The following is a 13168-nucleotide window of genomic DNA, read 5'->3' on the forward strand; positions in this document are numbered from 1 at the left end:
GGTGTCGGATCCAGTTTTTCGTGAACGCTCTGTGCGGTTTGCCGGCGTCGCGGCCGGCGATGGCATTCAGCCTGCTTTCCACGTTGCGACCGAGCGCCGCTCGAACACCTCGCGGAACTGGCGCGTGGATTCGGGAAGCAAGGCACCGGTGCCCCAATCGAGGATCACCGCGTGCTTGCGGATCGCGTCGAGCGCGTCGATTGCCCCGCTGCGATAGCGTCGCGCCACCAGCTCCGGATCGAGCCGGACATCGGCAACGCGCTCGGAGCGGATCTTCGCACGGAGCGCCTCGGTCGCGACCTTGTCGACCCCGTAGTTGCAGAGCTCGGCGTCGATGGTGTGCACCACGACGCCATAGTCCTTGGCGGCACGCTCGACCGAGACATAGTCGTCCTTGATATCCTCGACGACGAGGTTCGGATCGCGCTCCAGCGGATCGCCAAACCCGCCGCCGCCGGCAGTCGGACGCGAGAAAGTGTCGCCTTCGCCGATCGGGACGTCCGAGAAGATCGAGCCGAGCCGCTCCTCGGCCGTGCTGCCGGCGCGCTTCAGGGTCAGGCCGTGGGGCATCGACGGCAGGCCGCCCTCGATGCCCCACACGATCGCACGCTCGCGGTCGCAGATATAGGAGATCACGGTTTTCTCGGCCTGAAGCATCCGCGACGTCTTCACCACGCCGGCGCCGCCGCGCCACTTGCCTGGGCCGGGAGAGTCCTTGAGGATCTCGCATTCGGTGGTCAGGATCGGGTTGGCGCGCTCCTGGCCTTCGACCGGCTGGGACATCAGGCCGGTGCCGAAGCAGGCGGTCGTGACATTGCTGCCATCCTTGCCGTTGCGCCCGCCCCAGCCGCCGGGCAGCCAGTCATAGAACATGAAGATCGGCTTGTCGGAGCTGCGGGCATCGAGCCCGCCGGTGAGCAGATATTCGAGATTGAACGCGCAAGCGAGCGCGCGCTCCGGCATCAGCTTCGACCACATTTCGTAGATCGAGTTCATGATCTTCTCGAACGGCATCAGAAAGCCGGTGACCGCGATCGGCCATTTGGCGTCGACGATCGATCCTTCGGGGGCGATGATCTCGAAGCAGCGGTAGAAACCGGAATTGAGCGGCAGGTCGGGGAAGAAAGTCTTCATGCCGGCGGCTACGGCAGAGAAGGTTGCACCGAACGCCGAGTTGTAGATCGAGCCGATGGTTGGATGGCTGCCGGTGAAGTCGTAGATTGCGCGATCGCCCTTTATCGTCATCTTGATGCGGATCGGGATCATGCCTTCGCCGCCAGCCGGATCGCGATCGATGAAATCGACCGTCTCCCATTCGCCGTCAGGAAGCGCTGCGATGCGTTGGCGTGCCGAACGCTCCACATAGTCCTGGACGGCGGCAAGCCCGGTCTCGACGGTGTCGCGGCCATATTTGCCGACCAGCCGCAGGATCTCGCGTTCGCAGACGGCGGTGGCTTCGGCCTGTGCCTGGATGTCGCCGATGATCGAGGCCGGGTCGCGCGTGTTCGAGGCGATCAGATGCGCGACGTCCTTGCGCAGGCCGTTTTTGTCGAACAGGCGGACCGGCGTGATGCGCAGGCCCTCGCGGAACATCTCGCGGGCGGCGACGTCGAACGATCCCGGCACGCTGCCGCCGACGTCGGACCAGTGTCCGTTGGACTGGCTGAAAGCGATGATCTTGCCGTCGGCGAAGATCGGACGGATCAGCCGCACGTCGGAGAAGTGCGTGCCGCCGGCATAGGGATCGTTGATGGCGAAAACGTCGCCCTCTTGCATATCGTCTTCGAAATGGCGCATGACATCCTTGCAGGTGAAATGCAGCGTGCCGACGTGGACGGCGATGTCCTGGTTGCCCTGCGCCGCGCATTCGCCGTTGGCGTCATGCAGCGCGCTCGAGAAGTCGCGATTGTAGATGACGAAGGAGTAGCAGGTCCTCAAGACCTGCTCGCCCATCTGGTCGACGCTGGTGATGAAGGAGTTCTTCAGAACCTCGAAGGTCACGGGGTCGAGCGGGAGAGCTCCGGCCATGGTTCACTCCTTCACGCGGATGATGATGTTGAGATATTTGTCGACCTCGGCGCTGGCGCCGGGCGGGACGACAGTGGTGGCATCGACCTGCTCGATGATCGCGGGGCCTTGGAAGGAGAAGCCGCAGGGCAGGTCGTCGCGCCGATAGACGGGTGTATCGAGCCCGCTGCCCTCGAACCAGACCCTGCGGCGGCTGACCGGCTCGGGGCTAGCGCCGGTCGGCTCGTGGACAGCAAACTCGGCCTTGGGGACCACCCCCACTGCCTTCAGATTGAGACGGAAGAAACTGACCGGTGCGCTGTCGCGGCGGAAATTGTACTCGCGCTGGTGCTCGGCATGGAAGCTCTGCACCAGATCGGCGATCGCGCCGATCGGCCGCGGCGCGTTGACGGCAAGCGAACGCCACTGGCCGCGATACATCATGTCGATCGAGCGCTGCAGCACGATGTCCTGCTGCGCGACGCCCTCATGGGTCAACCGTGCGAGCGCGGCTTTCTCGAGCTCCGCGAACTGCGCCTCGATCTCGGCGGCGTCGGCCTCGGCGGCGTCGACCATGCAGCTCTGCGAAAAATCGTGCTGCATGTCGACGAGCAGGCAACCGAGCGCTGAGGTCACGCCGGGATTGAGCGGTACGATCACGACGGGAATCGCCAGCTCGCGTGCGACGTCGACCCCATGCAGGGCACCGGCGCCGCCGAACGCCACCAGCGCAAAGTCGCGCGGATCGTAGCCGCGACTGATCGAGATCAGGCGCACCGCATCCGACATGTTGGCATTGGCGACCTTGACGATTGCGTCTGCGGCTTCATGCAGGCCGAGGCCGAACGGCTTGGCGACGCCGCCCTCGACCGCTTGCCGCGCCAGTTCGGGGTCGAGCTTGACCTTGCCGCCGGCGAGATCGGTACCAAGCCGACCGAGCGTCACATTGGCATCGGTGTTGGTCGGCTGCGTATTGCCGTTGCCGTAGCAGGCCGGTCCCGGATAGGCGCCGGCCGATTGCGGACCGTTGCGCAGCGAGCCGGCCGGATCGGTCCAGGCCAGCGAGCCGCCGCCGGCACCGATGGTGAGCACCTCGATCGATGCGAAGCGAATCGGATAGCCGAACTCGATGTGCCAGTCCTTGGTGATCCGCGACTGGCCCTCATAGGCGAGCGACACGTCGGTCGACGTGCCGCCCATGTCGAGGCCGATCGAATTGGGGAAACCGCAAAGACCGGCGATATGGCGGCTGGCTATGGCCCCGGCGGCGATGCCGGAGCCGGCAAGGCGCGCCGCGAAATCCTTCACGCTCGCCGGCGTCATCACGCCGCCGCCGGTGTGCAGCAGCAGAAGATCGCGGGTGTAGCCCTCGTCCGAGAGGCGTTCGCCGAGCCGGCTCGTGTAGTTGACGACGACTGGGCTCACCACGGCATTGGCGACCGTCGTCGAGAACCGCTCGTGCTCGAAGATTTCGGGAAGCACCTGCGAGGAGATCGAGACCGGAATGTCGGGCATCTCCGCCAGCAGAATATCGCGCATGGCGCGCTCATTGGCGCCGTTGAGATAGGCGTTCATGAAGCACACCGCGACCGCGGCGACGCCGCGACGCTTGAGGATGCGTGCGACGCTGCGCGCAGCTTCGACGTCGAGCGGCTCGATCACCGTGCCGGCAGCATCGACGCGTTCTGGCACGGTGAGGCGGTCGCGCCGCGGCACATAGGGCCTGACCACGTCCTTGTAAGTGTCCCAGAGGTCTTCCTTGTTGGCGCGCCGGATCTCGATGACGTCGCGGAACCCCTTGGTCGTCACCACGGCGGTGCGCGGCAGGCGGCGGGTGATCAGCGCGTTGGTGGCGATCGTGGTGCCGTGCGAGAACAACGCCACCTTGGACAGGTCGATGCCGGCCTTGGATACGCCGCCCATGATCCCTTCGATCGGGTCGCGCGTGGAGGAGGTCTTCTCGATCCGCACGAGACCGGTCGTCTCGTCCATGATGCAGATGTCGGTGAAGGTGCCACCGACGTCGACGGCCACACGAAGGTTCTGCGCCATGCCTCTTCCTTTCGAACGAGCGTTTCGCCGATCTTAGGCAGAGCGGCGGCTTCCGTTCTTGACGCTGAGCGCAGGAAGGTTTGTGCGAGAGAGCGAACCGCGCCGGTGCTCATACATGCCCAGGCCGGCGGCGGTGTGCCTAAAAATCCATCAGCAGGCCAGTCATCAGGAGTTGGCGGTGCGCGAAATCGCGCGCGCCTCGCTCGGGGTGCATCCGAACCGGCCGCGATAATTGCGGCTGAACTGCGCCTGGTCGGCAAAGCCCCATTGATAGGCGATTTCCGAAATGCTCTTGCGGCAGTTCGCATCGCGCAGCAGGGCGTCGCACATTGAAAGGCGCTGGTTGCGGATATAGGCGCAGACGGTCAGGCCTTCGCCCTCGAAGATCTGGTGCAAATAGCGCAGCGAGATGCCGCAGCCGTCGGCGATCATCTGCGGCGTCAGCCGCATATCGTCGAGGCGGGCCCGGATGAACTGCTCGCAACGCAGCAGATGGCCGTTGCGCACGGAGGACGAGTGACCGGTCAACACACGGTCGTCGGATTCAATGGCCATCGCAAGCAGCTCGATCAGATGCTTGCCCATCATCGCGCGCGCCGTCTCGTCCATTTCCTCGATACGTTCACCGGACAGGCGCAGCGTGTCGACGAACAGCGCGCCGACGCTGCGGCTGGCGTCGAATTGCAGCGTCGCGAGGCGCTCGGGCCGGGAAATGCGGGCGCGCAGCACCGCGCTCGGGATCTTCAGACACCACAGCGCCGTCGGATCCTGATGGCTGAACTCGTAGGGTAGGTGGCTGCGCTCGATCAGGAACGCGCCCGGGCGGCAATGCACCACCTTACCGTCCTGCTCGAAACGGATTTCGGCGAGTTCGGGCACCGTGATCAGGAAGGATTCCTCCCGCTCGCTCAGGAGATGCCGCTCATGCCGCTTGTACAGCAGGCCGTTGGCGATGTTGCGGGACACCGAGACAGGGCCCATCGACCAGGCGCCGAGGCGCGCATTGAAGTCGCGCGTGCTCGGGAATCGCAGGTCGAGCGAGTAATAGGTCTTCGAGACGACTTCCTGCCAGTATTGGCGGCGGGTCTGCAACGGGATGTCGTTGGTCGTGTAGGTGACTTGCATGTCTCACTCCCGCCGCCGGCTGTGCCTCCGGTCGTCGTGTCCCCGGGTCAAAGTTTGGCGAGGACAGCCGGACGGCGTCAAGTCGAATAAAACGGAAACTGATATTCTAGATTTCGATGGCCTCCTCGGCCTGATGTCGGTGGTCCATGCTGACCGGTGGCCGGGCCGGTCCGACGCCGGCAACCGCAAAGCGCATGAAATCGCGGAAAGCCATCGCAGCCTCCGATGGCTTGGTGTCGCGACGCCATGCAAGACCGATGTCCATGCTGGGCACCTCGTCCTCGATGACGCGGGTCTCGATCCGCTGCCCCTCCAGCGACCAGGGCCGGTAGATCAGGTCGGACAGAATGGCGATCCCCATGCCGCCGGCGACCATGGAGCGAACGGCTTCGACCGAGGAGGTACGGAACACCGTCTTCGGTTCGAGTGAAGCGTTGTTCCAATAGCGCATCGAGGTGTGCTTGGCCTCGTCGACCGTGAGCATGACATAGGGATAGGTCGCGACGTCAGCGAGGTGGACCCGCTCGGCACGGGTCAGGGGATGCTCGGGCGCAAGCCACAGCCGGCGCGGCGATCGCAGCAAGGTCTCGCTGGTGAGCATGGCGTTGTCGCGCAGGTTCGAGACCAGCATCACCGCGAGGTCGAGCGCACCATCGACGAGTGCGCGTTCGAGCACGTCGCGCGGCGCCTCGAACAGCTCGATCGTGATTCCGGGGAAACTCGCCTTGAAGCGCATCTGATGACGCGGCAGGAAGTAGCCCGACACGGTGTAAGTGACGCCGACGCGGATCGTCCCGAACAGGGGGCCGGCGGACATCTGCGTGTCGCGCACCGCCTCGGCGACGGCGGCGAGGATATGACGGCCCTGGGAAAGGAAGCGGCTGCCCTCCATGGTGACGGTTACGCCGTTCGGCGCGCGCTCCAGCAAGCGGGCGCAGACGGTGGCCTCGAGCTGCTGGATCGCCGCGGTGACCGCGGATTGCGAGACGTTGAGATCGATGGCCGCCTGGCTGATCCGCCCGGTCTCGGCGGCGGCGACGAAGTAGCGGATCTGTTTCAGAGAAACGGACATCGCGGTTGTTCCGATGTTTGCACAACTCATGAGCAGTGTTTCTCAGCCCGAATCTGTCCGCTGCAACTCTCGTGCCGTCCGGCGGACAGCACGCCGTGGCACAGACCTCAGATGTGCGGGCGCGCAATCGACAGCCACAGGTTTAGACTTGACCAAGCGCGATCGCTCCGCGCCCGCGGCCGAGGTCCGTTGGCAGATGCGGCGGTCCCCTCGCGATTACGCCATGGCGCTGCGAAGCTTGCCCAGCAGCTCGGTCCGGCTCTTGCGTGCCGCAAGCGCCTGATCCATGTCGACCTTGACGAACTTCACCGGCGTGTTGGGCTGGAGCTGACCGATCAAATCCATGTCCGCGGCGATCACGGTGCCGACCATGAAGTAGCCGCCGCCGGATACGGCGTCGCGATGCAGCACGATCGGCTCGGTGCCGCCGGGAACCTGGATCGAGCCGTAGGGATAGCAGGCATCGGTGATGTTGGACGGATCCGAGCCGGCGCCGAACGGCGGTTCGCGCGGAACGAATTCGAGCGGCTTGCCACCCTTGAAGCGGTAGCCGATGCGGTCCGCTTCCGGCGCGACCTTCCAGGTGTCGGAGAAGAACCCGCTGCCGGCGGCCTCGGTGATGCGGTGCCAATAGAGGCCGGGCATTGCGCGCAGCTCCGTTGGCATTCCCGCCGGTTGTCCGCGTAAATCGTTGGCGATGGTGCGGCCGTCCTTGACCGTCGCGCTGGCATGGCCGACCGGCAATTCGTCGCCGGCCTCGAGCTTGCGGCCCTTGAAGCCGCCGAGCGCACCGAGTGCGTAGGTCGATCGCGAGCCGAGCACCACGGGCACATCGATGCCGCCGGCCACCGCGATGTAGCCGCGTGCGCCTCGCTTGAGGAAGTCGAAGGAGAGAATCTGGCCACGCTTCACCTTGAAGCTGGTCCAGGTCTCGCGCGGCTCGCCGTCGAGTTTTGGCGGCAGCTCCGCGCCGGTGACGGCGACCGTGGCGTCCTCGGTGAATTCGAGCTCGGGCCCCATGAACACCGCTTCAAGCACGGCTGCGCCTGCATCATTGCCGACGAGCAGATTTGCGGCGACCAGCGCGTGACGGTCCATGCCGCCGGAGAGCGGGATGCCGATGTGATAATAGCCGGGACGTCCGAGGTCCTGGACGGTGGTCGCAAGACCCGGCTTCAAAACCCTAACGGCCATGGAGAACTCCATCGAGCTTGCTGTTGTAGCCATCAATGTCGCGGTTGAACTCGGTCAACGAGAACGAGACGTCGCGGATTACAGGCGCAAACCGGCCGGCGTCGACGTCGGCGACCGCGGCGTCATAGGCTGCCCGGTCGATCGGTTTCCATTTCACGATGTCGCCCGGTTTGAACAGGCACATGAAGTCGCGCAAATAGCTGATGGTCTGATTGGGATCATAGATCGGCATCGGCGTGATGCCGAACATCTGGTAACCGCCGGCGCCGCGCACCGAATAGATGCAGCTGAAACAGCCGCCATGTCCGACGGTGAGCTTCGGCGTATCCGTGCGCGGGCGCAGATATTTCGGGGCCTGAAGCTGCCGCTTGCGCTCGACCATCTGGTAGAGGAAGGGCAGGCCGGCGACGAAGCCGACCATCGAGACGAACCAGGGCGCGCTGGAATGCGCCTTGATGAAGGCATCGACGCTGTCGAGGCCGTTGATCCGCGCGGCGTATTCGAGGTCGGTTCCGTCAGGATCCTGGTGACGCTCGCGGAAGCGCATCAAGGTCTCGCGGGTCCAGGGGTCGTTGTAGAGCACGGGAATCTCGATGATCCGCGTCTTGATCACCGGTTCTGATTTCTCGGATGCGGAATCCAGCCGCTTCAGCTCGGCGAGCAGATCGTCGGGCCTGATCCGCTCCGGATCGAACTTGACCTGATAGGACGCGTTCGCCGGACAGATCTCGGTGACACCCTTGATCCTGGCATCGCGCACCGCATTGGTGATGAACAGGCTCTTGAAAAAGGCCTCGAGCGACATCGCTTCGCCGACCTCGGCGAAAATGTGCTCATCGCCGCCGAAGGAAAATCGAGTTTGCATGCTAGCGGCCTCCTGTTGCTGACGGGGCGGATTCTCTCGCCATCATGAGGCGACCTTCGCGGCTGATGGCGGCTGAGCGGTGGCAAGGGCGGCGGCATGGGACTCAAGCCAGGGTTCGAGCCATGCCGTATTGAAGCGTCCAGCCTGGACGTCGGCGTCGCGCGCCAGCGCCTGGTGCAGGGGTTTGGTCGTGAAAATGCCTTCGACGGTGAGCTCGGCAAGCGCGCGCTCGAGTTTCTTCATGGCGCTCGGCCGATCCTTGTCGTGCACGATCAGCTTGCCGAGCAGGCTGTCGTAGAAGGGAGGCACCGTGTAGCCCTGATAGAGCATGCTGTCGAAGCGAACGCCGTCGCCGACGGGCAGGCTGAGCGCGCTCACCGTGCCCGGGTTCGGCAGGAAGTTTCTGGCGGGATCCTCGGCGTTGATACGGACCTCGATCGAATGGCCGCTGACGCGCATCTCGTTCTGGCTGAAGCGCAAGCGTTCGCCGCCGGCGATCCGGATCATCTCGCGGACGAGGTCGATGCCCGTGATCATCTCCGTGACCGGATGCTCGACCTGGATGCGGGTGTTCATCTCCAGGAAGTAGAATTCGCCGGTGGCGTCGTCGTAGAGGTATTCGAGCGTCCCGGCGCCGCGATAATTGACCGCTCTGGCGAGTGCCACGGCCGAGGTGCAGAGCCTCTCCCGCACAGCCTGGGTGAGCGAGGGCGAGGGGGCTTCTTCCCAGACCTTCTGGCGGCGGCGCTGCAAAGAGCATTCGCGTTCGAAGCAATGGATCACGTCGTGTCCGTCGCCGAGCACCTGCACCTCGATATGCCGCGCGCCTTCGATCAGCTTTTCGACGTAAAGCCCGCCGTCGCCAAAGGCCGCGAGCGCCTCGGCCTGTGCCTGCGGCATCAGATGCTGAAACTCCTCGGGCGACCGTGCGATGCGGATGCCGCGTCCGCCGCCTCCGGCGGCAGCCTTGATCATCACGGGGAAGCCGGTTTTCTCGACCAGCGCGAAGGCCGCTTCCGCCGACTCCAGCCGCCCCTGGCTGCCGGGGACGGTCGGCACGCCGGCCGCGGCGGCGGCCTCACGTGCTGCGACCTTGTCGCCCATCAGCCGGATCGATTGCGCGGTCGGACCGACAAAGATCAATCCCGCCGCTTCGACTGCGGCGGCGAACTCCGCGTTCTCGGCCAGGAAGCCGTAGCCGGGATGGATAGCGTCGGCGCCAGTGTTCCGCGCCGCGGCGAGGATCGCCGCCTGGTTGAGATAGGATTTCGACGCCTGCGGCGGACCGATATCGACCGCCTCGTTGGCGAGCCTGACCGCGAGCGAATCCTGGTCGGCCTTGCTGTAGACCTGCACGGTTGCAATGCCGAGATCGCGCGCCGCACGGATGATGCGCACCGCGATCTCGCCGCGATTGGCTATGAGGAGCTTCTTGATCGCCATGGCTGGTCGGAGAGCCCTAAACGTCGATTTCGGCGATCGGCTGGCCGGCCATCACGGCATCTTCATTCTCGGCCAGGAAGCGGACGATCTTGCCGGCGATGCCGGCTTTCACCTCGTTGAACGATTTCATCACCTCGATAAGCCCGATCGTGTCGCTCTCGGCGACGGCGTCGCCGTCGTTCTTGTAGACCGGCTTGTCGGGCGCGGGCTTGCGATAAAAGATGCCTGGGAGCGGCGAGAAGATCTGCTGCGTTGCCATTGTTTCCTCGTAGTGTATTGGTTCGTTGTCGCGACGGTTCAGCGCGCGGTGAGATAAGGGCGCACCGCCTCGCGGACGGCTTCGGCGATGGCGACGGCGTTCGGCGTGTCGGAGTGGATGCAGATCGAATCGGAGCCGACCACGATGTCGTTTCCGGCCACCGTGCGCGTCTTGCCTTCATTGACCGCCCTTGCGCATCGGGTGGCGGCGTCGGCCGGATCCTTCGCCTCGTGCTCGCGGGTGATGATCAGGCTGCCGTCGGCATTGTAGTCGAGGTCGGCATAGTATTCGGCGACGAAGGCATGACCGCGCCGCTCGTAGACCTTCTGGTGCAACGTTCCCTTCATGCCGAGCAACGGCACCTTGTAGACGTCGGCGGCATCAGCCACGGCTTCGGCGATCTCCTCGTTGCGCGATGCCATGCCGTAAAGTGCGCCGTGCGGCTTGATGTGATTGAGCGCCATGCCTTCGGCATCCAGGAAGGCCTTGAGTGCGCCGATCTGATAGAGCAGGCAATTGGCCAGCTCTTCGCGGTCGATCTTCATCTCCCGGCGACCAAATCCCTGCAGATCGGGCAGCGACGGGTGCGCCCCGACCTTGACGCCAAATTGCTTGGCGAGCTGCACGGTCTTGCGCATGTGATTGAAGTCGGAGGCATGAAAGCCGCAGGCGACGTTCGCGACGTCGATATGAGGCATCAATGCCTTGTCGTCGCCCATCTTGTAGAGGCCGTAGGCCTCGCCCATGTCGCAGTTGATCACGACCATCTCCTGATTTCCTTCCAACTGGCTTTGCATATGACCGGCGAAGGCCGCCCCGGGTATGACTGGCGCACCCAGGGCGGTGCATTGCCGGGTTACTTGGACACCAGATAGTCGAGCGGGATCTTCTCCGAGATCGTCCACTGGTCGATCACCTGCGGCTTGCCGGCCTCGGTGTCGACGATCAGGTAACGACCCTGGTTCTGGTGGTGGATGTCCTTGGTGAAGGTGCGCGGCCCGAACAGCGTGGACTCGTTGTTCATCTTCTCGAGCTCGGCCACGACGGCTGCCGCATCGGTCGATTTGGCGCGTTCGACCGCCTTGGCCCAGACGTCGATCAGGACGTAACCCGGATAGACGTACTGGCTGGAGGGGTCACCGCCGGTGACCTCCTTGTACTTCTTGTTGAACTCGTTGACCTTCGGGTTCGGATCGTCGCCATAGACCGAGCCCTGCACCGGGACGTAAAAGTTCGAGAGGTCGGGAACGGCGTTCATCCAGTAGCTGCCGTCGACACCCGACCCGTTGAGGATCATCGACTTGATGCCGGCGGCGCGGATCTGCTTGATGGCGGAGACAGCGCCCGGCATCATCGTGCAGAGCATGATAGCGTCAGGCTCCTTCGGCAGGCTCTTGATGCGCGTGATCTGCGAAGCGATCGAGGCATCGTCGTTCTTGAAGGTGTCGCTGCCGACCAGCTTGGCCTCCTTGAGGCGCGGCAGCATCCAGTCGAAGCCGTCGCAGATGCCCTTGTTGTAGACGGTCCAGCTGTCGAGCAGCCGATAGAAGCTGCGCGCGTTCTTCTTGGTGTAAGCCCATTCCGACATGGTCGCTCCCTGCACCGGTGCCAGCACCGAGGCCGAGAACGAGAACGGGCCGATGCCGGGGATGCCGGCCTTGATCGATTCGGCGCAGAGGAAGAAGGAAACCTTGCCGGCAGCCTGCGCCTGTAGCGCCGCGGGCGCGCCGAAATCGTAGTCGCAGGAGACGATGACGAGGTCGGCACCCTGGTCGAGCACCGCAAGGCCGGCCTTGGCACCCTCGGCCTGATCGGTCTTGGTGTCGGCAAAGACGGGCTTGATCTTCTTGCCGAGCAGGCCGCCGGCCTTGTTGATCTCCTCGATCCGGATCAGTGCCGCGTCCTGCGCCGGCTTGTCGTAGGCTTGCATGAATCCGGATGCCGCGGTCGCAAACCCAACAACGATCTCGTTGGCTGCCCGGGCAGGCGTGAACCAGAGCGCGGATGCTCCGGCCAAGATGCTGAGTAATGTCGTAAAGCGCATATCCCCACTCCTCCAATTGTACAAACAAGCGTCAGTGCAGTTCCTTCAGCGCGGTCTGGACCGGTGGCGTCAGGCGGCGCTGCAACGGCCATCGACGCCAGGAGAATTCCTGGTTGCGGGTCAGTCCCGTCGGCAAATACATCAGGATCGCGATGGTGATGATGCCGATCGCGATCTCCTGGACACCGTTCGGCAGGCCGACGGTGTGACCGCCGAGGCTGATGCCCTTCTCGAGATTGCGGAACAGCTCGATCAACACGGAGATCGCGACCACGCCCGAGACGGCTCCGCTGAGGCTGTACATGCCGCCAACCACCAGCATCGACAGCGTGATGAACGTCGTCCGCAGATAGAATGCGCCGGGATTGACGATGCTCAGGAAATGCGCGTACAGCGCGCCGGCGAGCCCGATGATGAACGCGCTGACGACGAAGGCGATCAACCGTTCGCGGACGATGTCAATGCCGGAGGCGCTGGCCGCGACGGCTTCGTCTCGCGTGGCGCGAAGTGCCAGCCCGGAGCGCGAGATCGAGTAGAGATAGGCGATCGCGATGGCCACGGCGCCGCCGATCCATCCAGTCCAGACATTCATGGTGGGCGGAATGCCGACGATCGAACCCTGTCCGCCCGTCACCGAATCCCAGTTTGAATAGACATTGTTGATGACGCCGAGCAGGCCGAAGGTCGCAATCGAGGCGGCGATGCCCGACAGGCGCATGATGACGCGGCCGACGATCAGCGCGAACAGTGCCGCAAACAGTCCGGATATCGGCGTCGCTACCCACATCGGCAGTTGCGCGTGGAGCAGCCACGCCGGCAGGCCCTTGAGCGTGATCGACTTCATCACCGGCGGAATCGTGAGCCAGGCGGTCATGTAGGCGCCGAGGCACATGAAGCTGATATGGCCGAACGACAGCAGGCCCGAATTGCCGACGAAGACGTAGAGCCCGACCACCACCATGATGTTGATGAACATCTCGACCACGGTGCGGTTGAAGGCCCGGCTGCCGAATTGATGGGAGAGGGCGGCCATGATGAGCAGCGCCACGATCAGCACGATCGGCGTGATGATCGTTTGCCGGATGACGGACGGCCGCTGCGACATCG

General features: G+C 64.3%; 11 protein-coding genes. All 11 read right to left on the minus strand.

Annotated elements, in window-relative coordinates:
* Positions 1 to 66: 66 nt before the first annotated feature.
* The 11 genes from I6F38_RS05605 to I6F38_RS05655 all read right to left on the minus strand — a co-directional run bounded on the left by I6F38_RS05605 (position 67) and on the right by I6F38_RS05655 (position 13166).
* Positions 67 to 2028 (minus strand): hydantoinase B/oxoprolinase family protein, encoded by a 1962-nt coding sequence (locus I6F38_RS05605; RefSeq protein WP_225159381.1) that lies wholly within the window; start codon positions 2026 to 2028, stop codon positions 67 to 69.
* 3 nt (positions 2029 to 2031) lie between these two features.
* Positions 2032 to 4059: a hydantoinase/oxoprolinase family protein gene (locus I6F38_RS05610; RefSeq protein ID WP_225159382.1), complete on the minus strand. Its 2028-nt coding sequence runs from the start codon at positions 4057 to 4059 to the stop codon at positions 2032 to 2034.
* A gap of 165 nt (positions 4060 to 4224) precedes the next feature.
* The gene (locus I6F38_RS05615) at positions 4225 to 5184 is read right to left on the minus strand and encodes a helix-turn-helix domain-containing protein (RefSeq protein WP_225159383.1); all 960 of its coding nucleotides are present in this window, start codon (positions 5182 to 5184) and stop codon (positions 4225 to 4227) included.
* Positions 5185 to 5290: 106 nt separating this feature from the next.
* The gene (locus I6F38_RS05620; protein ID WP_092084526.1) at positions 5291 to 6256 is read right to left on the minus strand and encodes a LysR family transcriptional regulator; all 966 of its coding nucleotides are present in this window, start codon (positions 6254 to 6256) and stop codon (positions 5291 to 5293) included.
* Between the two features lie 216 nt (positions 6257 to 6472).
* Positions 6473 to 7450: a biotin-dependent carboxyltransferase family protein gene (locus I6F38_RS05625; RefSeq protein ID WP_225159384.1), complete on the minus strand. Its 978-nt coding sequence runs from the start codon at positions 7448 to 7450 to the stop codon at positions 6473 to 6475.
* Entirely contained in the window at positions 7440 to 8315 is an 876-nt protein-coding gene (locus I6F38_RS05630) for an allophanate hydrolase subunit 1 (protein WP_225159385.1), read from the minus strand. Before I6F38_RS05630 ends, I6F38_RS05625 begins: the two co-directional genes overlap by 11 nt.
* Before the next feature lie 42 nt (positions 8316 to 8357).
* Positions 8358 to 9758 carry an acetyl-CoA carboxylase biotin carboxylase subunit gene (locus I6F38_RS05635; protein ID WP_225159386.1) on the minus strand — a complete coding sequence of 467 codons (1401 nt, stop codon included), beginning with the start codon at positions 9756 to 9758 and terminating at the stop codon, positions 8358 to 8360.
* A gap of 16 nt (positions 9759 to 9774) precedes the next feature.
* Complete coding sequence (locus tag I6F38_RS05640) at positions 9775 to 10017, minus strand: acetyl-CoA carboxylase (RefSeq protein ID WP_018270951.1); 243 nt, start codon at positions 10015 to 10017, stop codon at positions 9775 to 9777.
* 38 nt (positions 10018 to 10055) lie between these two features.
* Positions 10056 to 10784, minus strand: coding sequence for a 5-oxoprolinase subunit PxpA (gene pxpA / locus I6F38_RS05645; RefSeq protein WP_028345053.1), 729 nt, complete (start codon positions 10782 to 10784; stop codon positions 10056 to 10058).
* Positions 10785 to 10873: 89 nt separating this feature from the next.
* A complete protein-coding gene (locus tag I6F38_RS05650) occupies positions 10874 to 12061 on the minus strand; it encodes an ABC transporter substrate-binding protein (RefSeq protein ID WP_225159387.1) in 1188 nt (395 codons plus the stop codon).
* Positions 12062 to 12092: 31 nt separating this feature from the next.
* A complete protein-coding gene (locus tag I6F38_RS05655) occupies positions 12093 to 13166 on the minus strand; it encodes a branched-chain amino acid ABC transporter permease (protein ID WP_225159388.1) in 1074 nt (357 codons plus the stop codon).
* Between the last annotated feature and the right edge of the window lie 2 nt (positions 13167 to 13168).

This window comes from Bradyrhizobium sp. BRP56 (genome assembly GCF_020194035.1).
In the GTDB taxonomy this organism is placed as follows: domain Bacteria; phylum Pseudomonadota; class Alphaproteobacteria; order Rhizobiales; family Xanthobacteraceae; genus Bradyrhizobium; species Bradyrhizobium australafricanum.

Bases quoted from the DNA above. Each gene is read 5' to 3' on its own strand.
- I6F38_RS05605 (WP_225159381.1), bottom strand. From the start codon at position 2,028: ATGGCCGGAGCTCTCCCGCTCGACCCCGTGACCTTCGAGGTTCTGAAG.
- I6F38_RS05610 (WP_225159382.1), bottom strand. From the start codon at position 4,059: ATGGCGCAGAACCTTCGTGTGGCCGTCGACGTCGGTGGCACCTTCACC.
- I6F38_RS05615 (WP_225159383.1), bottom strand. From the start codon at position 5,184: ATGCAAGTCACCTACACGACCAACGACATCCCGTTGCAGACCCGCCGC.
- I6F38_RS05620 (WP_092084526.1), bottom strand. From the start codon at position 6,256: ATGTCCGTTTCTCTGAAACAGATCCGCTACTTCGTCGCCGCCGCCGAG.
- I6F38_RS05625 (WP_225159384.1), bottom strand. From the start codon at position 7,450: ATGGCCGTTAGGGTTTTGAAGCCGGGTCTTGCGACCACCGTCCAGGAC.
- I6F38_RS05630 (WP_225159385.1), bottom strand. From the start codon at position 8,315: ATGCAAACTCGATTTTCCTTCGGCGGCGATGAGCACATTTTCGCCGAG.
- I6F38_RS05635 (WP_225159386.1), bottom strand. From the start codon at position 9,758: ATGGCGATCAAGAAGCTCCTCATAGCCAATCGCGGCGAGATCGCGGTG.
- I6F38_RS05640 (WP_018270951.1), bottom strand. From the start codon at position 10,017: ATGGCAACGCAGCAGATCTTCTCGCCGCTCCCAGGCATCTTTTATCGC.
- pxpA (WP_028345053.1), bottom strand. From the start codon at position 10,784: ATGGTCGTGATCAACTGCGACATGGGCGAGGCCTACGGCCTCTACAAG.
- I6F38_RS05650 (WP_225159387.1), bottom strand. From the start codon at position 12,061: ATGCGCTTTACGACATTACTCAGCATCTTGGCCGGAGCATCCGCGCTC.
- I6F38_RS05655 (WP_225159388.1), bottom strand. From the start codon at position 13,166: ATGTCGCAGCGGCCGTCCGTCATCCGGCAAACGATCATCACGCCGATC.